Source organism: Sorangiineae bacterium MSr11367 (assembly GCA_037157805.1).
Classification (GTDB): Bacteria; Myxococcota_A; Polyangia; order Polyangiales; family Polyangiaceae; genus Pendulispora; species Pendulispora rubella.
In genome coordinates this window covers 7,736,604-7,755,838 of record CP089983.1, presented here as the reverse complement: position 1 = coordinate 7,755,838, position 19,235 = coordinate 7,736,604, and the positions used below count along the sequence as shown (strand labels likewise).

The following is a 19,235-nucleotide window of genomic DNA, read 5'->3' as shown; positions in this document are numbered from 1 at the left end:
GACGGGTCGATGAGCTCCTTGCACCTCGCCTCCACGGCCCACCGCGTTGCGACGTCGGCCACGCTCGAGATCAACGAACGCGTGCAGGCGTTGCGCGCCGAAGGGCGCGATGTCATTCATCTCGGCTTCGGCGAAGCGTCGTTTCCGCTGCTTCCCGCCTTGCGGGAGGCGCTGGCCAAGAGTGCCACGGCCACGTCGTATGGTCCGGTGCTCGGGATTGCGCCGCTCCGGCAGGCCATTGCCGATTACCTCGGCCGCGAGCGCGGGATTGCCACGACGGCCGATCGCATCGCGGTGGCGCCAGGGAGCAAGCCGCTCCTGTACGCGTTGGTGCAGCTTCTCGAGGGCGACGTGCTCGTTCCAGCGCCCTCGTGGGTCAGCTATGCGCCGCAGATCGTGCTGGCCGGACGGCGCGTGGTGCCCGTGGCGACGGACGAGCGCGATCACCATCGGGTCACGCCGGCCGCGCTCGATGTCGCGGTGGAAGGGGCCATCGCGGAGGGCGCGAATCCGCGCGTGCTCATCGTCAATTCGCCGAGCAACCCCACGGGCGGCATGTTCGCCGCCGCCGACGTGGAGGCCTTGGCCGGGTGGGCGCGGCGTCGCGGGGTCACCATCATCAGCGACGAGATTTACGCGGAGCTCGCGCACGGTATCGTGCCGCACGTGTCCCCGGCGCGGTTCTATGCCGAGGGCACCATCGTGACGGCGGGCTTGTCCAAGTCGTTCTCCGCCGGCGGATGGCGTCTGGGCTATGCCGTGTTTCCCGCAGGCGAGGCCGGTACGGCGCTCCTTTCGGCGCTGCGCGCGCTGGCCAGCGAAATTTGGAGCTCGGCGGCGATGCCGGTGCAGGTGGCCTCGGTGAACGCGTTCCTCCCGAGCGACGAGGTCTCCACCTACGTGAAGCGCTCGGCGCGCCTGCATGGGCACACCGCGGGGCGTCTCTTCAAGGCGCTGACGGAGCTCGGCATCGCGTGCGCGCGGCCCGCGGGCGCGTTTTACCTGTACCCGGACTTCGCCCCGTTCCGTGCGCAGCTCGCGCAGGTGGGGGTCCCCGGCGGCTTGGAGCTCGCGCGCTACTTGCTCGACAAGCACGGCATTGCGACCTTGCCCGGCGTCGCCTTCGGGGATGCGCCCGAGGCCCTGCGGCTTCGCCTGGCCGTGAGCGGCTTGTACGAAGCCGGTGAGGCGCTGCACTGGGATCTTTTGAAGCGCACCGACGCCTTTGCCTCGGCCGATCCTGCGGAGGCCGCGCCCTTGTCGCTTCCGTTGCTCGACCGCGCCGCTGCGGCCTTCGGCGAGGTGGTGCGCGCGCTTCGCTAGCGCGGGCTCATCGGGTCATGCGGCGGTGAATGTCTTCGGGCGTGGGAAGCGCCGAGGCGCCGAATCCCTCGAGGGAGCACGACGCTGCGGCGCAGGCCCAGCGTGCCGCATGGATCGGATCGTCGTGCTTGCGCAGCGCTGCGAAAAACGCTGCGGCGAAGACGTCGCCGGCGCCCGTGGGGTCGACCACGTCGGAAGGGTACGCGGCCACGTCCGTACCCTTGCCCGACAGGAACACCGTGGCCCCGCGTTCGGCGCGCGTGAGCACGACCTGGGGCAGCTTTTTCGCGAGCTCGCGCACCAGCGACTCGTCCTGCTGGACGTCTTCCTCGCTGAGCACGACGACCTCTCCACCGACCCACGGCAGGTCGAGCAAGGCGGCCGGATCGGTCGTCACGCATTTGGACGGCTGAATCGTGCGCAGCCAGCCCTGGGGCGTGGCGCCGACCAGCGCACCCTCGAACGAGTTGCCTCCGTCCTTCGGGACCTCTTGAATGATGGGCGCGAGATGAACGATGCCCGCCTTGCGCCACTCGGGCGGCAGCGCCGAGCCGTTCGGCCCGAGCTCGATGCTCTCCGCGCGCGCGTGCACCGTTTGGACGCGTCCCTCCGGCACGTACCGATTCTCGAAGATGGTCGTCACCGGAGACGTCTGCCGCAGCACGAGCAGGCCCTCCGGTAGAATCGATAGATCGAAGTCGTCGGCGCACGCGGTGACCACGGCGGTGCGCAAGCCCAGACGATGCGCGGTGAGCGACGCGAAGAGGCCCGTTCCCCCGAGACGGGTGGAGCCGTCGGGTTGCAGGTCCGAGCAGATGTGTCCGATGACCAGATAATCGATCATTGCTTCTTGCTTATCCTAAAATACTCAATTGGCGGCGATGAGACCGCGCAGGTGGCGGAACGACGGTTCGCCGAACGAGAGCAACCGGTCGTGGTAGGTGCGCTCGGTGAAGCCCGGCTGTTTCTCGGCGATAGCCCGGAGTTCCATCATCTTGGTGAATCCGAAGTAGTATGTGGTGAGCTGCGCGCTGCTGAGGCGTGCGCGCTTCCACTTGGCGACGGCCTCGCCCTCCTCCTGGAATCCCTCGTTCATCATCAGCGCCAGCGCGGCCTTCTCATCCATCGTGCCGGCGTGGATCTCGTGGTCGATGATGGCGTTGCAGGCGAGGCGCAGGACCATTTTCTGCCGCATCAGACGAACCTTCGCGCCGCCGAAGCCGTATTTGGCCATCAGCCATTCGCCGTACACGGCCCAGCCTTCGACGAAGGCGCCGTTCGCGAAGACCGCGCGCACGTTCGACTTGAAGCGGTTCGTGTGCATCGCCTCCAAGTAGTGCCCCGGCATCGCCTCGTGCACCGTGAGGTCGGCCAGCATGCTGCGGTTGTATTCGCGGTAGAACGACTCCGCGCGCTTCTTGGGCCAATTCGCCGGCGTGGGAGAGATCGCGTAGAACGTCTCCTGCTTCTTCTCGAGGGGGCCGGACGAATCGCAGTAGGCGATGGATACGCCGCGGCGGTACTCGGGCATCTCGATGAGGTGGCAGGGTTCGTCGGAGAGCCCGACCAGGTTTTTCTCGCGCACGAAGGCGGTGGCCTCGTCGAGGGTCTTCTGCGCATCGGCCACGATGGTGGCATTCGTGGAGCGCTCCGTACTGAGGTCGTCGAGGACCTTCTTGATCACGGCGCGGCGCTGCTGCGGCGTGGTGGCATCGAAGGCCGCGCGCACGCCGTACAGCGTGGGCCACAGCTCACGCACGGTGTCGAGCATCTCCTTCTGCGTGTCGGCGAGCAGCTGACGCGCGCCCTTCACGATGGCGTCGGGATCCACATCGTCGTCGAGCGTGAAGCGCAGCTTCTTCTCGAAGCGCGCCTTGCCGATGCGAAAGTCGCCCGTGGCGCGCGGCAAGAGGTCCTTCTCGAGGAACGTTTGAAACTCTTCGAGCGATGCCGTGGCCGTCTTGGCCGCTGCTTCGACGTCGCGGCGAAGGCTCGGGGAGACTTTGGCGAGTTGCTCCGAGAATCCCGATTTGCAGAGGGCGATGAGGCCTCGGTTCTGTTCGATGGCCGTCTCGGTGTGCACGCGCGAGGTGCCCGCGAGGCGCTTTTTCGCCGCGGCGACGACACTCGGAACACCCTGCAGCCGCCCGCGCAGGCTCTGCATGCGCTCCTCCACCGGGGCGAAGTCGCGGGTCAGCAGCGGGTCGAGCCCGTCGCCGAGCAGCGCCGTGTACGCCGCCGGGTTGACGATGGTCTCGCGCATCTCGTCGAAGGAGAACTGCTCGAAGTCGAGCTGGTTCTGCAAGATGCCCGCGTCGATGCGGTTTTGCACCGAGAGGCCTTCGCGGTGAATCTTGTCCAGGTCCGAGCGCGTCTGCGCCAGAAACTGCTTCCGTGCGGCTTCCCCGGCCTCGCTCCAATCCGTCCAGCGTGCGTCGTACCGATGCTCGCCCAAGCGCGTCGACTCGACGGGGGAGAGCTCGAGGTAGCGGGCGAGAAAGCGCTCGCCGAGGCGTTGGAAGGCTTGGTCCTCGGGGCTTCCCTGCGCGCCGGTCATGCTGGACATATTCGTTTGTCCCGATGGTGCGGAGGACTCCGGCGTTGCCATCGTGGGCGACGGCACGTCGGGCGGGGGCGGCTCACTCGAGCCGCACGCGATGGCACCAAGGATGAAAACGCCGAGAATACGATGATGATGCACGCCCGCTATCTAGCCCGTCGATCGTGCGATAGACAAGGTGCCCAAAGACCATGACCGCCCGATATCTCAATCCGCAGACGGGGGATACGTTTGCTCTTGACGTGCCGCGTTGGTGCGGGCCCGACCGCGCGCCGCTGCTCCTTACGCCCCAATCGGGCCTCACGCGCGCCGACGTGCATACGGCGACACGCAGCCTTTGGCGTTACCGCGCTGCGTTCGCTTTGCCCGTGAACGACCCGATTACGCTCGGGGAAGGCTGCACGCCGCTGGTTCCGCGCACGCTCTCCGGCGTGAAGGTGTACGCGAAGTGTGAGTGGTTCAATCCCACGAGCAGCTTCAAGGATCGCGGTGCCTCGGTGATGTTGTCGGCCCTGCGCGCACAAGGCATCGATGCGGTATTGGAGGACAGCTCCGGCAATGGCGGTGCGGCGATTTCCGCGTACGCGGCCGCGGGAGGCCTGCGCGCGACCATTCTCGCCCCCGCCTCGACCAGCCCCGCGAAGACGGTGCAAATGAAGGCGCACGGTGCCAGCGTGGAGCTCGTTCCGGGCACGCGGCAGGACACCGCGGACGCTGCGGTCGCCAAGTCGGAAACCGTATTTTACGCGAGCCACAATTGGCATCCGTTCTTCCTCGAGGGGACGAAGACGCTCGCGTACGAGCTTTGGGAGGACCTGGGGTTCCGCGCGCCGGACAACGTCATCATTCCGTGCGGCGCAGGGTCGAACGTCCTCGGTTGCGATATTGGCTTTTCAGAATTGCTGCGCGCCGGGCAAATCGAGCGGTTGCCGCGGCTGTTTGCCGCCCAACCGGTTCATTGTGCGCCCATCGCGGCGAGCCTGCTCGGGCAGGATTGGCCGATTCTGCCGACCATGGCCGAGGGAACGGCGATCGCGCAGCCGATTCGGCTTGCGGAGGTGCGCGCGGCGCTGGAGCGCAGTGGCGGGGGCGCGGTGACGTCGACCGAGGCGGAAATTGCGGCAGCCACGCTCGAGCTGGCTAGAATGGGGCTCTACGTGGAGCCGACGAGCGCGCAGGCGGCTTCGGCGTTCGTGAAATTGTTGGCTGCGGGCGCCATTCGTCCGGACGAGAGCACGGTGTTGGTGCTCACGGGGGCCGGTTTGAAGGCCACGGCGCGCATTTCTGACCTGGTTTGAACTTGTCGAATCGGTATCAACGCGACTAGGACCTCGACATGACGTTTCCATTGCGCGGCGCCCCGCTACTTCGCGATCCTCGGTTCAACAAAGGAACGGCTTTTACCGAGGAAGAGCGCGAGTCGCTGGGCTTGCTGGGGCTTTTGCCCGACGGTGTCGACACGCTCGAGACGCAGGTGCGCCGGGCGTTCACGCAGCTCGCCGAGAAGAATAGCAATCTCGGCAAGTACATCTATTTATCCAGCCTGCAGGACACCAACGAGACACTCTTCTACAGGGTTCTCCGTCAGGCGCCCGCGGAGCTTCTGCCCCTGGTGTACACGCCCACGGTGGGCGAGGCGTGCGAGCGCTACGGCCTCATCATGCGCCGGACCAAGGGGCTTTACGTCGGAATCAACCACAAGGGGCGTGTGCGGGAGATTCTGCGCAATTGGCCGGTGTCGGACGTGCGCTTCATCGTGGTCACCAACGGCAACCGCATCTTGGGCTTGGGCGATCTCGGGGCGAACGGCATGGCCATTCCCATCGGCAAGTTGGCGCTCTACACGGCGTGCGGAGGTGTGCCGCCGGAGTTCACCTTGCCGGTGCTCATCGACCTCGGGACCGACAATTCGAAGTTGCTGAACGATCCGCTGTACCTCGGGTTGCGTCGCCCGCGTCCTTCGGCCGCGGAGCTCGACGAGTTCGTGGAGGAGTTCGTGGAGGCGGTGCAGGAAGTCTTTCCGCGCTGCTGCATCCAATTCGAAGATTGGGCGGGCGTGGATGCGATGCGGCTGCTCGAGCGCTACCGCGATCGCGTGTGCTGCTTCAACGACGACATCCAGGGGACGGCGGCCGTGGCGCTGGCCGGTCTGATGGGTGCCACGCGCATCACAGGCAAGCCGCTTTCGCAGCAGCGTGTGCTCTTCCTCGGCGCCGGGTCGGCCGGGTTGGGCATTGCCGGATTGCTCACGCAGGCCATGGTGCTCGAGGGGCTGACGTTGGCGCAGGCGCGCTCGCAGATTGCGCTGTTCGACATCCACGGGCTCATCGAATCGACGCGCACGGATCTGCACGAGTTCCAGAAGCCGTACGCGCACGAGCTTCCGGCCATCAAGGATTTTGCCGATGCCATCGAGATGTTCAAGCCGACGGCCATCGTGGGCGTGAGTACGGTGGCGCGCGCGTTCGATCGTCGCGTGATCGAGGCGATGGCCCGGGTGAACGAGCGGCCGATCATCTTTCCGTATTCCAATCCGACGTCTCGCTCGGAATGCACCGCTGAAGAAGCGTACCAATGGTCGCAAGGCCGTGCGGTGTTCGCGAGCGGGAGTCCGTTCCCGCCCGTGCGCTACGGCGACAAGACGTTCGTGCCGGGCCAGGGGAACAACGTGTACATCTTCCCGGCCATCGGCATGGCCGTCTACGCAACGCAGGCCACGCGGGTCACCGACGAGATGTTCATCGCCGCCGCCCGCGGCGTGGCCGAGCAGGTGATGCAGTCGGACCTCGACGTGGGGTTGATTTACCCGCCGCAATCGGAGTTGCTACGGACGGAGCTGCTCGCCGCAACGCGCGTGGCCGAGGTGATTTACGCGCGGGGGCTGACGAAGATGCCGCGGCCCGATGACTTGGAGGGGCTCATTCGCGCCCACGCCTACATTCCCGAGTACCACAGTCTCGGCTAAGAGAAATTTTACAGGGAGGGGGGGAGGCGGGGAGGGAAACAACGCGAATCCCACCGAGTGCCAAGGCTTTTTTTTGTTTTCAGTTGGCTTCGTGAGCCAAACTGAAAACCCAAACCAGCTTCGGTGCGCGCTGGGATTTGTGCCATATCCCTCCCCGCCTCCCCCTCCCTGTTCATTCTCTTCTGGGAGGCGCGTTTACTTCGTGAGTAGGCCCGAGTTGTACCGAATCTCCTCGAGGTACAGCTTCTGCCCCAAGCTCGCCTTTTCATCTCCCGCGAGCCGCGCGAGGAGGTTCTTCGTCTCGTCGGTGCTCAAGGCATTGCCGCGATTGAGCCAGAGGGCCGTGAGTGCGATGCTGTTGATGGCCAGCTCGTAGTGCACGGCCCGGGTGTAGTTGCGCGTGTAGTCGGCCAGGTTGGTACCCGCGTAGTCCTGGATGCCGTAGATGGCCAGGTACGTCGACAAGGAGAAGTCGAGCGGCGGATTCGTTTGCGCGAGCACGCTCTGTAGGTTGTTCCGCGCGAGGCTGCTGGCCTCCGACGCGCTCGTTTGGAGCGACGCCGGTGCGTAGGTGAGCATGTCCAGGAAAAGCTGTCCGTTCATCGCCCGGAACGCGTCGAAGGTGCGCTGAAAGCGCGTAGTCCACGCGGCCTTCGTCTCGTCCTTGGGGCAGCTTTGGTAGTCGGCCGCGGGCGTCTCCGACGAGCAGGTGATCCAATCGAGCGCGTCGTAGCAAGGTTGCACGGCGGCGGCCAGATCGTCGGGCGAATCGAAATCGGTGCGGTCGAGCCCTTTGTCGCAGGCAGCGCCGAGCAACGAGAGCACGTCCTTCGGCGCGGACTGCGGCGGCGTGGCGGGGGGCTCGGTGATGACCTGCACCGTGGAAACGTGCCCATTGAGGTACACCGCCTGGTGCTCGACGATGTCGTCCGCCGTGGCCGCGGTGGTTAGCGAACGGGCGGCTGCCGGCAGCGGCGCATTCATGGCGGCCTCGATGGCCGCCGACGACGTGCCGATCGAGTACACGTTGATGCCGGTCTTCGTCACCAGATCTTGCGCGGTGGGGCCGCGGTGCAGCAGCCCGACGATGTTCCCCGCGTCATCGAGCAGCGGCGAGCCGCTGTTGCCGGGCAAAATGAACGCGGTGCTCTTGAACCAGGTGCCATTGGCCTGGGCAACGTCACCCGACGTCCATTTCTTGAGTTTTCCCTCGGGGTGCCCCACCACGTTCACGTGCGTGCCCACGAGCGAAGCGGAATCGCGCGGGACCCGGTTCAAGAACTGCGGCGTGGCGAGTCGCTGCGAGGTGCGCTTGCCGTTCGAGTCGACGGCGTATGCCTGCAAAACGGCCATGTCGAGCCCGACGTCGACGTGCTGCGGCTCCACGAAGATCGACTCCGACGAGCCCGGCGGATTCACCCCGAGCTGGTGCATGCGCGTGATGCGCGCGTAGCATCCCTCCTTCGCGCAGATGTCGACGCCGAGCACGTGGTTGTTCGTGAGCAAGAGGCCTTCGGCCGAGATGAACGAGCCGGTGGCGTAGGAGCCCGCGGTCTGGATGCGCACCACGGCTTGCGCCGCGGTCTGAATGGGAAGTGGCGCCTCGGTCAAATCCTTGAAGGCGTTGAACTGCGGGATGTCGGCCGGACCCGAAGGTCCGTCGTCATCCGACGAAGAGCAGCCGCCGGCGGCTGTGAGAAGGGCGGCAGCAAGAAGCACACGCATGGGCAAGCGGTAGGCGATCATCGAAAGAAGTCTCCCCTCGTGTCGGAAAAGCTCGTACCGACGAGTTAATCAGAGGTTCGACCTTCCCGCGGGAAAGTTTCTTACTAGTCTTCTTCTAGAAATGTCCGACGATACGACGCCCGCTGCGAAAAGCCGACGCAATCCATCGCATGTCTCGCATTTGACCCACCTGGAATGCACGGCGTGCAAGAAGCATCACGACGCGGATCGGGTGATGCGGCTCTGCCCCGATTGCGGCAAGGTTCTCTTTGCCCGCTACGATCTCGAGAAGGCGCGCCTCACCATGACGAAGGAAGCGCTGGCCCAGCGGCCGCGTGGCATGTGGCGTTGGCACGAGATCATGCCGGTGCGCGGACCGCATCACATCGTGTCGCTCGGGGAAGGGGACACACCGCTCCTTCCCACACCGAAGCTCGGCGAGAACATCTACATCAAGGAGGAGGGGCTCTGCCCCACGGGCTCGTTCAAGGCGCGCGGCATCTCGGCGGCGGTTTCGCGTGCTCACGAGCTCGGCGTCGAGGTGGTGGCCATTCCCTCGGCGGGCAATGCCGCGTCGGCGCTCGCGGCGTACGGTGCGCGCGCGGGGATGCGCGTGCATGCGTTCATGCCGGTGGATACACCGCTGCTCAATCAGAAAGAGTGCGTCGTGTACGGGGCGCACGTCACCTTGGTGCGGGGACTCATCAGCGATTGTGCAGGCATCGTGCGCAAGCGTGCCGACGCGGAAGGCTGGTTCGACGTGTCGACCCTCAAGGAGCCGTACCGGGCCGAGGGCAAGAAGACGATGGGGCTCGAGCTCGCCGAGCAATTCGGCTGGTCACTGCCCGACGTCGTCGTGTACCCGACCGGCGGCGGCACCGGCATCGTGGGCATGTGGAAGGCGTGGGACGAGCTCGAGGCCATGGGCCTGATCGGGTCGAAGCGCCCGCGCATGATCAGCGTGCAAGCCGAGGGCTGCGCGCCCATCGTGCGAGCCTTCGAACAGGGGCTCGATCACGCGCCCCCCGTGCAAAATGCCACCACGCGCGCCGCGGGCCTGCGCGTTCCCGGCGCCGTCGCGGACTACCTCATTCTCAAGGCCATCCGCGACTCGGGCGGCACCGCCGTCGCGGTGAGCGAAGACGAAATCTCCGCCGCGCTGCGCGAGATCGCCGCGCGCGAGGGCATCTTCGCCGCCCCCGAGGGCGCCGCCACGTGGGCGGCCGCGAAGAAGCTCTACGCGCGCGGTGTGCTTCGCTGGAGCGAAACCGTGGTCCTGTTCAACACGGGCACCGGCTTGAAGTACCCCGACTTCGTCGACGTCGATCTCGACGTGGTAGACCCTTAGAAGAGGGAGAATTCACAGGAAGACGGGAAGACGGGAAGGACTTACGGCGCTGACGGCGCGGAGCGCATTTTGGGGTTTTCAGTTCGGCCGTTGGCTGATTGAAAACTCAAAAAACTTCCCGTCTTCCCGTCTTCCTGTGAATTTCTCTCTCTATTCTGCGCCCGCGTCTTGGGCGAAGTGGGACTTGGCGTAGTCGACCGCCGCTTTGGCGTCGACGTACCCCGCGCCCGCTTCGAAGGTGGCATAGCCCGCGAGCGGGCGCGCGGTGTTGACGATGCTCTCGTAGGCCTGATCCGGCGTGATTTTGCCGCCGGTGGCTTCGACCAGCAGCGCCAGAATGCCCGCCACGTGGGGGGTGGCCATCGAGGTGCCCGAGGCGCACGTGTAGCCCAGGAGATCGCCCCTGGCGATGTTGCACTTCGAGAGATCGCTCTGGGCATCGAGCACGTTGAGCACCGTGCCGGTGAGGGCGCGGTCGGAGACGATGTCGACACCCGGGGCGGTCACGTCGGGGTGCAACAGGTCGCTGTCCGGCGTCCCGCGTGAGGAGAAGTCCGCGACCAGCTTGTCGCCCGCCCGAAGGCACGTCGGCGTATCGTTGTTCGGATCGAGCTTGCACCCGGCGGCCACGCCGAGGACCCACGGCGCGACGCTGTACGGGTTGATCGTATTCGCACCCGGCCCCGAGTTGCCTCCGGCGAAGACCACCGCGATGCCTGCATCATGCACCTTTTTCGTCGCCTGGTTGATCGGGTCGTTCTCGTCGTAGGTGCCCTCGCTCCCCCACGAATTCGACACGATGCGAATGTCGTACTGGTCCTTGTGCGCGAGGATCCAATCGAAGCCGGCCAGGGTCCAAAGGATGTTGATCCCGTCGCCGACGCCAAGGCCAATCAGGTTCGCGCCGGGGGCCACCCCTTTGTACTTGCCACCGGACTGCGTCCCCAGTCCGCCGATGATGCCGGCGCAGTGCGTGCCATGGCCCGTCGTCGTATCCGTGTCGGGAAGGTTCTCGAGCGCCAGCGCACCCACGGGCGTGGGCGGCGCGATGCCCGCGAGAATGTCGTTCACGTCCGCGACGATTTTCACGTTCTGAACGGTGTGCGATGGATACGCAAGATCCGGCCGCAGGGCGTCCACGCCCGAATCGAGCACCGCCACGCCGACCCCCGCACCGGTCACCCCGGTGGCGACGACTTGGTCCGCACGCGTGCCCGGCACACTTTGATTCAGCAGGTACTTCAGCGGCCGATTGAGGTACACCGAGCGCACGCCGGGTAGGGCGCGCACGCCTGCGATTTGCGCCGCCGTCGCGCGCAAGGCGACGGCATGCAAATGGGGAAACTGCAGAACGCCGAGACCGAGCCCCTCGAGGGCACCGGTCAGCGTGGAGAGTCCCGTGGCGGGGGCGTCGTAGCCCACCACCACGTCGAACTTCGTCGAGGGCAACGCGCCCGCGAGCGCGTTGGCCAGCCGCGGATCGAGCGATGCCGAATGGGCCAACGCCGCCGACGACGAGCGGGTGCCGTCATGGCGCTCGTTGCTGGAGCATGCCGCGAGGGCGAGCGAAACCAACGCGAGCGAAACGAATCCGCGGCGACGCAGTGAACCGTTCATGAGTACCTCCGAGAGCGCGGGTGGAAAGCGCGGGGCCTCTGTTTGTTTCTCCGGCGCCACTGGCCTCAACAGTGGAGCCAATCCCATCTGTGACATGGGTGAAAAATTGAATCAATCATGGACGGACACGGCGGAGTCCGTTCCACATCGATTTGTCCGAAGACCCCACACATGTGGTTCGCACCCGAAGCGGCTTCTACAAAGTCAAAGTGCCTCCTATAAAGGGATCATGACCTTTCCCGGCCTATCGGCATCTGCGCGGATGTTTGCCCATGTATGTGCGCTCGCGGTGTTGTCCGCAGGATGCGGTGCCCAACAGGGGCCGGTGTCCCCGATTCGGGGGAGCGGCGGGGACGACTTGGTCCAGCTCACGCAGGAGCTGCTCGATGCCATCGCGCCGGGCAAGAAAGAAGTGTGGGACCACTACCTGGCGCCCAAGGCCGTCTACACCGACGAGAATGGCAAGACGTTCACCCGGGAGGAGTTCCTCAACGAGTTGAAGCCGCTCCCGCCGTACGCGCATGGCACCTTGCGCATCAAGAAGTCCACCGTGCGCATGTCGAGCGATCACGCGGTCATCGTTCACGAGGACGAAGAGATGGAGGAGATTTTCGGCCAGAAGATCACCACCGGCTTCGTCATCACGGATACGTGGCGCCTTCGCCAGAATCGCTGGGAGCTCCTCGCGTCCAGCGTCGTCGGCGTTTCGGCGGATCCCGTGGTGGCGAAGTTGTCGCCGACGCGCCTCGATGCGTTCGTCGGTGACTATGCGGTGACCGGGGCCACCATCTCCATCAAGCGCGATGGCGACCATCTCTCGCTGCTCCGCGAGGGCAAGCCAGCGGTGCCCCTCTTTGCCGAGGGCGATGGCATCTTCTTCGTGCGCGGAAGCACGGATCGGTGGGTGTTCATGCCCGACGATGCAGGCGCTACTGCGGAGATGAGACAGCGCCGTCGGGGGACGGACGTGGTCTGGAAGAAGGCGAAGCGCTAGCTGCCTTTCTCAGATTTCCCACTTGCGCGAGGACGACGCCCATGAAGAGCGTCGCCGCGCCGGTGAGCTCGATGGCGCTCAGTTTTTCACCCAAGAGCAGCCAGGCGACGGTGGAGGCGACCACGATCTCGAAGGTGCTCATCACGCCCGCCACGGGCGAGGCGAGGTAACGCAACGCCGCGATGCCCGTGAGGTACGCGGCGACGGTCCCCACCAGGATGACGTACGCCATGGCCATCCACGCCGGCGCCGCCAAAGGTCCAAGCGGCGCCGTCTCGCCAAGGCGTGCCAGGGGCAAGGTCCAAGGCGGCGACAAGACGATGCACGCGAGCGCACCGACGGTGCTGCCCAACGCGGCCAAGGCGAGGGGCGAGCGCCCGCCGATGCCGCGCTCGCCCATGAGGAAATAGGCCGCCAAGCAAACGGCCGCGCCGAATCCCGCGATGGCGCCCACCACATCGAGCACGGGACCGCGCCACACCTGCTCGATGAGGGCGACGCCGACCACCGCGAGGGCGATGCCCATCCACGTCGTCGGCGCAAGGGTGCGTTTTTGGACGAAGCGCGCCCAGAGGGCAACGAGCACGACAGCCATGTACTCCAGCAAAAGCGCGACCCCCACCGGCAGGCGCGCCAGCGCAATAAAGTAGAGCAATTGGATGCCAAAGAATCCGAGCAGCCCGTACCCGAGCAAAAAGGGAATGCCTTTGCGGGTGATGCGCAGCGATTTGGGGTCACGCACCAATGCAATCAGCAGCAGCGTGACCGATGTGCCCATCAATCGAAGCTGTACGACCTGAAACGGCGACAATCCCACGCCAATCACCGCTTTGGCGGCCGGGCCGGTCGTGCCAAAGCAAACATTGGACAACAAAACGAGAAGTGCGCCTACCCAGGGAAGGGGAATGGAAGACATGGACTCGTCGGACTAGATAGGGCCTTGCGCACCCATTTCGGAGTTATTTTCTTGCTCGATTGGCCGGCGCAGGCAAATACGTGGGAATCTGGATGGATCCCCTTCGCGCTCTCTTATCCGACTCGGTCCTTTTTCTATCTCTCGAGGATGTCGTGGCCTGTGGCGGGGCGGACCTGCGAAAGGCCGCGGACGACGTCGAGGAGGGCTTCGAATTGCTCTTGGAGGGACGGGTGCAATTGCCCAAAAAGACCTCCTTGCAACCCTGTCCTGGGAGGCCGGAAAGCGAAACCGGCTTTTTCAATGTCATGCCGTCGCTGGTCCAACAAAGAGAACGCGATGTTCTCGGTTGCAAGATCATGGGCTCCATGCCCGGCAATGTGGAGCGGGGGTTGCCGCGGGCTTCGGGCTTCATTCTGCTCTTCGACCCAGAGACGAAACTGCCCATGTGCGTCATGGATGCACAGGCCATCAGCGCGACCCGGACGGGGGCAGTGTCGTTTCTGGCCGCGCGCCGGCTCGCGCGCCGCAACACGCGGGAGCTGGGGCTCGTGGGGGCGGGGATCAACATGCGCACGCAACTTCTCGGGCTCAGCGCCGCGCTGCCCGAGCTGAAACGCGTGCGCGTGCACGCCCGTGGTTCGTCGCGTCATCGCTTCGCCCAGGAGATGGGCGCGCGGACGGGATTGACCATCGAGGCCGTGGATTCGGCCGAGGAAGCGGTTCGCGGGGCAGACATGATCGTGACCTGCGTCTCCGTGGATCACGAGCCCATCGTGCGCGAGCGCTGGGTCGACCCGCGCGGGGTCACCGTCTTTTCCATCAGCGGATTCGAGGTCGATCTCGAGTTGGTCATCCGCATGGACCGCGTCGTGGCGGACCGATGGGAGGACGTGCGGAGTCGCGGTGTGCAGGCGCATGCCATCGCCGTGGAGCGCGGTCGGATGCCGGCCTCGCGCGTGGAAGATCTCGGGCCCATTCTGGCGGGCCTCACCCCGGGGCGGCGCTCGGACCAAGAGAGCATCTTCTTTTCCCCGGTGGGGCTTGCTTTCGAGGACGTCCTCGTCGCCCATCGCGTCTTTCGCACCGCCGTCGCGCGGGGCATCGGGCACCGCTTTCGCACCTGGCAGAACGCGCAATGGATTTGACCTGCGAGCTGCTGTTCGAGGCGGCGTGCCGCATGACACCCGACGCCCGTGCGCGGCTCGTCCGTGCATTCTACGAGCCGCCCCCGGCCGGTGAAGCGCGTCTGACCTTGGACCGTCCTTTCGTGCTCCCCATCGCCTTGGAGCCCGCGCAGGTGCGTGCCGCGTTGCGCGATGCGCAGGCCTTCGTGCGCGCATTGGTCGCGCTGGAGGTGTACGCGTACGGCCCCGACGGCTCCGACGTGCACGCGCGGTTGATGCGCTCGCTCGAGCCGGGCAGCGCACGCCTCGTCGAGCAATGCCTCTACGAATCCAGCGAATCCGTGCGGCGCCGGCTGCGGCGCATGGACGCCTTCCTCGATCCGAACCGCGGTGTTTTCTCGGCCATCGAGGTCAATCAGATCGCACCACTCTCGTTCTATTGGCATGACATCGATCAGCGCCTCGCGGCGCATGTCCTCGGTGAGCTCGGCTTTTCCTATGCGCCGCGCCGCCTTGCCCCGCGCGTATTCGATTGGCTCGCGGGCGAGCTGCACGCGCGCCATCCGGGCCGCGAGCTGCGGTGCGTGGCGCTCGTCTCCGAGCACGGCTACGAAGGGAAAAAGGAGCTCCCGTACCTCGCGCGCTCGTGCGAGGCCGCGGGGCGGGAACGCGGGCACGACGTCGCGATCCTGCACGCGTACCCCGACGAGGTTCGTTTGGCCGGCGGAAAACCCGTCGTGCGCGGGCGCGAGGTGGACCTCGTCTGGCGCCAGTCCGTCTACCTGGACGCGTATCCGCCCGCCGACGTGGCCGATTACGAAACGATATGCGCCCACCCGGAGGAGTTCCTCCTCGTGAATGCGGCGCGCTCGTTTCTCACGGCGAGCAAGGATACCTTTGCGCTCCTTTCGGATCCACGCATCGTGCAAAAGCTCGCGCTCGCACCCGAGGATGCACGCGCCCTCGGCCGGGTGCTGCCCGAAACGGTGAACCTCGCTCACGCCCCGGAGGAGCGCGTGCGCATCGTGGAGACCCGCCCCGAGTGGGTCTCCAAGCCGACTGATTCCTCCTTCGGCGAGGGCGTCGAGTTCGGCAGCTTGCACACGGCGGCAACGTGGGGGCGCCTCGTGGAGGCGCGGCAAGATGGGCGCTTCGTCTTTCAACGGCGCGTTCGATCGCCGGTGCTGCCATGGGTGGAAATCGCGCCCGACGGTGTGCCGCGGCGGCGAGACGTGGAGTTCGATTTTTGTCCGCACCACGTCGACGGCGACATGACCGGCACGGCCACGTTGCGCGTGCACCTTCACGAGCCCTCCGCGGGCGATCGCGCGATGAACGTCGCTACGGGCTCGTTTCTGACCCCGTTCGTGACGCCGTGACGCCGTTCGTCGTTTCTCCGGTTGCCTTGCCGCCGCGTCCGGGCGCGCCCTGTTGGGCACCCGTCACGTCGCCCATGGAGTCCGTGCGCGCGCTCGAAGGCGCGCTGGTGTCGCTTTATCGCGCGCACCTCGCGGTGCTCGCGGACCCGCCGGACGGTGAGCTGGGCGACGCCATCGCGGCGATGCAGCGTTTCTACGCCGATTGGCCGTACCTCGCCGACGAGCCGCGACGCCATCCTCCGGAGATGCATCTCTTTGGCCGTCCGGACATCGTCTTGTCGAACGATGGTCCCAAAGTGGTCGAGACGAACTTCGACACGGCCGTGTCTGGCTACGAGAAGCCCGATGCGGCGTGGTGCCTCGCGGCCGAGCGTTTCGACATGGATCCGGCCGCGTGGGGCGGGCGCCCGCTCGCGGGCTTACGCAATCATTTCGAGCATCTGGCGGGCCGAAAGCCCTGCTTCGTTCATTGGGTCCGAACCGTGGCGGCGGCGCCGGAGTGCGAGCCCATTCTGGCGTTTCTCAATGAGAACGGTTGCGGAATTCAGCATATCGCGCACTACGCGGGCGAACCTGCGCCGGCGTTTTCGAAGTTGGTTCCGAGCTACCTGCACCGCGCATGCACCCTGTACACGGTGAATCGCCACCGCGCGCGGTTCGAGCGCACGCTCCGGTCGTTGGTGCCATTTCTTCATGGTGCGACGGTGCCCCTGGGGCTGAGTGTGCTTCAATCGAAGCTTTTTCTCGCGTGTCTGAGCGATCCGCGCACGCGTCCTCCCGCCCTCACGCCGGATGAAATCCACGCCGTGGAAACGCTCATCCCGCCAACGCGCACGTTGCGGCAACTGTATGGTGCCGAATGGGAGCGCGTATGCCGTTCACGCGGCGATTTCGTCCTCAAGCGAAGCGACTCGCACGAGGGCCGCCACGTCGTCTTCGGTTGCAATCTGCCGCAGGAAGAGTGGGAAAATCTGCTGCGAAACCTTCCCGAATCGCGACCCGGACCCGACGGCGTCCCGCCCATCTGGCTGGTTCAGGAGCGCGTCCGCCCTCGAGAGTACAGTCTGCTCGAATACCGCGAGGCAAGGTGCGTCGAGCGGCGTAGTGGACTATCCTGCTCGCCGTACATGTTCGGCCCGCACCTTCGCGGGTTCGAAACATGGCGTCTCCCTTTCGTTCCGAACCACGAAATGCTCGAAGAACCGAACCACCTAGGACACCTGTTTCGATGAGCACCGCCGACCCCACCGAATCACGATTGATCGAGCTCGAGATCCGCTATTCGCATCTCGATCGGCTGGTCGAAGAATTGAATCGGGTGGTCTTCGAACAGGGCAAGGCCATCGACGGCCTCCGCGCGGAGCTTCTTCGGATGCGCAGTCGCCTGGACGACGCACCCGAAGGGGGTCGAGATCGCACGACCCTCTTGGTGGACGAGAAACCGCCGCATTATTAAACGACTCACCTCAGGAGCGGGACCGGCTCCCGACCATCAGCCGGTCCCGCTTCGCTTTTAACGTTTGCTGTCGCAAGCGCGTCGCCACGCAGAGAAAGCTCAAAGGACGGACGGCGCTTTGTCCAGCGCTGCCTTCAGGGCGTCCATGTCGGTGTCCAATTGGTTCTTCGTGCCGTCCCAATTGCCCATCGTCACCGTGTCGACTTTGGTCATGTCGCGGCGAATGGCATCGCGTTTGGCGTGGATGTCGGGCAACGCCGCGTCGAGTTCGGCCTTCTTTTTTCCGGTGGTGGTCTGCTGCTTCGTCTCGAGCTTCTGGATCGTCTTGTCGATGTCCTCGATCTTCGACGTGAGCTTGGTGCGGTAATCTTCCCGCGTCTTGACGAAGTTGGCATTCGCCTCGGCGGTCTTCTTGTCGACCTCGGCCTGGGCCGACGTGATCTTCGTGGTCGACTCCTGGACGGCCTCGTTGCTCTTCTTGTCTCCCTCCCGCTGGGCCGATGTCACCTTTTCTTGGTCTTCGCGTCCGGTGCGTTCGCACGCCACCGCGGCCGAAAGCGCGGTGAGTGCGGCTGCGAAGATCAAAGTGGTACGCGATAGGTTGGGCATAACGTTGTCTCCTCCATGACGGCCCCCCGGTCCTGGTTCGCTCCGTCATGTCAGCATCACGCATGCCACCGTTTCCTATAAGGCTATCGGCCAGCGGACTCGTGTGTCTTCGTGTGGCGTTGCGTCACATAGGTCATGTGCGTCACACGGGCGGCGGATTGCGCTCGAAGTGCCGCTGGTGCCAATACGGATACACCGGTGTCGTGGCGCTGGCCTCATCGAGCTTCGCGATTTGCTCGGGCGTGAGCTTCCAGCTGGCCGCGCCGAGGTTTTGCCGCAGCTGCTCCTCGTTGCGCGCGCCAAAGATGACGCTCGAGACCGTGGGCCGCGAGAGGAGCCAATTCAGGGAGATTTGCGCGATGTTTTTCCCGGTCTCTTTCGCGATGTCGTCGAGCGCATCGACGACTTTGTACACGTGTTCGTTCGGAACCGGCGGGCCGTCGTCGACGGTGACCTTCGTCTGGAGGCGACTCTCCGCCGGCAACGGTTGCCCGCGGCGGACCTTGCCGCCGAGCCTTCCCCACCCGAGCGGACTCCAAACGAGGGTGCCCACTTTTTCCTCCACGCCCAGCGGCATCAACTCCCACTCGAACTCGCGCCCGACGAGCGAGTAGTACGCTTGATGGGCCACGTAGCGTGTAAAACCATATTGGTCCGCGACGGCGAGGGACTTCATCAGATGCCAACCCGAGAAATTCGAGCAGCCGACGTAGCGGATTTTGCCTGCACGAACGAGATCGTCGAGCGTGCGCACCGCCTCGAAGATGGACGTTTGCGCGTCGAAGCCGTGGAGTTGATACACATCGATGTAATCGGTGCCGAGGCGCTTGAGCGAGGCGTCGACGGCCGACACGATGTGGTGGCGCGACGAGCCCACGTCGTTGGGCCCTTTTCCAAGGCGAAAGGAGCCCTTGGTGGAGATGAGCACCTTGTCGCGGCGGCCAGCGACGGCCTTCCCGAGGATCTCCTCCGAGAGCCCGTCCGAATAGACGTCGGCCGAGTCGAAGAAGTTGAGCCCCGCCTCGAGGCAGATGTCGACCAACCGTGTCGCCTCGTCGACGTCGCTTTTCCCCCAGCTGCCGAAGAATTCTCCCCGCCCGCCGAACGTCCCCGTGCCGAGGCAGAGGGCGGGAACCTTGAGTCCTGAACCGCCAAGCTGTCTGAATTCCATGGAGTACCTTTCGTCGTGTGCCTTTACGTGGTTTGAGGGCAAGATAGA

Annotated in this window: 16 protein-coding genes; 9 read left to right on the top strand and 7 right to left on the bottom strand. The window is 65.3% G+C overall.

The window, feature by feature from the left end; translation table 11 throughout:
• Positions 1-9 precede the first annotated feature (9 nt).
• Positions 10-1,323 (top strand): aminotransferase class I/II-fold pyridoxal phosphate-dependent enzyme, encoded by a 1,314-nt coding sequence (locus tag LVJ94_30080; protein ID WXB01155.1) that lies wholly within the window; start codon positions 10-12, stop codon positions 1,321-1,323.
• 7 nt (positions 1,324-1,330) lie between these two features.
• On the opposite strand, the gene LVJ94_30075 is transcribed toward LVJ94_30080, so the two are convergent.
• A complete protein-coding gene (locus tag LVJ94_30075; protein ID WXB01154.1) occupies positions 1,331-2,167 on the bottom strand; it encodes a PfkB family carbohydrate kinase in 837 nt (278 codons plus the stop codon).
• A 24-nt stretch (positions 2,168-2,191) separates the two neighbouring features.
• A complete protein-coding gene (locus LVJ94_30070; protein WXB01153.1) occupies positions 2,192-4,024 on the bottom strand; it encodes a DUF885 domain-containing protein in 1,833 nt (610 codons plus the stop codon).
• Positions 4,025-4,074: 50 nt separating this feature from the next.
• Between LVJ94_30070 and LVJ94_30065 the strand changes: the two genes are divergently transcribed.
• Both LVJ94_30065 and LVJ94_30060 read left to right on the top strand, forming a co-directional pair.
• Complete coding sequence (locus LVJ94_30065) at positions 4,075-5,181, top strand: pyridoxal-phosphate dependent enzyme (protein WXB01152.1); 1,107 nt, start codon at positions 4,075-4,077, stop codon at positions 5,179-5,181.
• Positions 5,182-5,219: 38 nt separating this feature from the next.
• Positions 5,220-6,848, top strand: a complete 1,629-nt coding sequence (locus LVJ94_30060) for an NAD-dependent malic enzyme (GenBank protein WXB01151.1) — start codon at positions 5,220-5,222, stop codon at positions 6,846-6,848.
• Between the two features lie 195 nt (positions 6,849-7,043).
• On the opposite strand, the gene LVJ94_30055 is transcribed toward LVJ94_30060, so the two are convergent.
• On the bottom strand, positions 7,044-8,594 hold the full coding sequence (locus LVJ94_30055; protein ID WXB01150.1) for a serine protease: 1,551 nt from the start codon (positions 8,592-8,594) through the stop codon (positions 7,044-7,046).
• 100 nt (positions 8,595-8,694) lie between these two features.
• On the opposite strand from LVJ94_30055, the gene LVJ94_30050 reads away from it, so the two are divergent.
• Positions 8,695-9,921: a threonine synthase gene (locus tag LVJ94_30050; GenBank protein WXB01149.1), complete on the top strand. Its 1,227-nt coding sequence runs from the start codon at positions 8,695-8,697 to the stop codon at positions 9,919-9,921.
• Between the two features lie 150 nt (positions 9,922-10,071).
• Here the strand turns inward: LVJ94_30050 and LVJ94_30045 are convergent, their stop codons facing one another.
• Positions 10,072-11,538, bottom strand: coding sequence for a S8 family serine peptidase (locus LVJ94_30045; protein ID WXB01148.1), 1,467 nt, complete (start codon positions 11,536-11,538; stop codon positions 10,072-10,074).
• 229 nt (positions 11,539-11,767) lie between these two features.
• Here LVJ94_30045 and LVJ94_30040 point away from each other — a divergent pair, with 229 nt between their 5' ends.
• Entirely contained in the window at positions 11,768-12,532 is a 765-nt protein-coding gene (locus LVJ94_30040) for a nuclear transport factor 2 family protein (GenBank protein ID WXB01147.1), read from the top strand.
• Here the strand turns inward: LVJ94_30040 and LVJ94_30035 are convergent.
• Complete coding sequence (locus LVJ94_30035; protein WXB01146.1) at positions 12,468-13,448, bottom strand: DMT family transporter; 981 nt, start codon at positions 13,446-13,448, stop codon at positions 12,468-12,470. The genes LVJ94_30040 and LVJ94_30035 overlap by 65 nt on opposite strands.
• 92 nt (positions 13,449-13,540) lie before the next feature.
• Between LVJ94_30035 and LVJ94_30030 the strand changes: the two genes are divergently transcribed.
• Genes LVJ94_30030 through LVJ94_30015 form a run of 4 tightly spaced genes read left to right on the top strand, consistent with a single transcriptional unit; the run spans position 13,541 to position 17,407 of the window.
• Positions 13,541-14,593 (top strand): ornithine cyclodeaminase family protein, encoded by a 1,053-nt coding sequence (locus LVJ94_30030; protein WXB01145.1) that lies wholly within the window; start codon positions 13,541-13,543, stop codon positions 14,591-14,593.
• Positions 14,584-15,951, top strand: a complete 1,368-nt coding sequence (locus LVJ94_30025) for a hypothetical protein (GenBank protein WXB01144.1) — start codon at positions 14,584-14,586, stop codon at positions 15,949-15,951. Before LVJ94_30030 ends, LVJ94_30025 begins: the two co-directional genes overlap by 10 nt.
• Complete coding sequence (locus tag LVJ94_30020; protein ID WXB01143.1) at positions 15,948-17,183, top strand: hypothetical protein; 1,236 nt, start codon at positions 15,948-15,950, stop codon at positions 17,181-17,183. The genes LVJ94_30025 and LVJ94_30020 overlap by 4 nt, the downstream gene beginning before the upstream one ends.
• Positions 17,180-17,407, top strand: a complete 228-nt coding sequence (locus LVJ94_30015) for a SlyX family protein (GenBank protein ID WXB01142.1) — start codon at positions 17,180-17,182, stop codon at positions 17,405-17,407. The genes LVJ94_30020 and LVJ94_30015 overlap by 4 nt, the downstream gene beginning before the upstream one ends.
• Positions 17,408-17,506: 99 nt before the next feature.
• Here the strand turns inward: LVJ94_30015 and LVJ94_30010 are convergent, their stop codons facing one another.
• Positions 17,507-17,992, bottom strand: coding sequence for a hypothetical protein (locus LVJ94_30010; protein ID WXB01141.1), 486 nt, complete (start codon positions 17,990-17,992; stop codon positions 17,507-17,509).
• A gap of 166 nt (positions 17,993-18,158) precedes the next feature.
• Positions 18,159-19,187 carry an aldo/keto reductase gene (locus LVJ94_30005; GenBank protein WXB01140.1) on the bottom strand — a complete coding sequence of 343 codons (1,029 nt, stop codon included), beginning with the start codon at positions 19,185-19,187 and terminating at the stop codon, positions 18,159-18,161.
• Positions 19,188-19,235 lie beyond the last annotated feature (48 nt).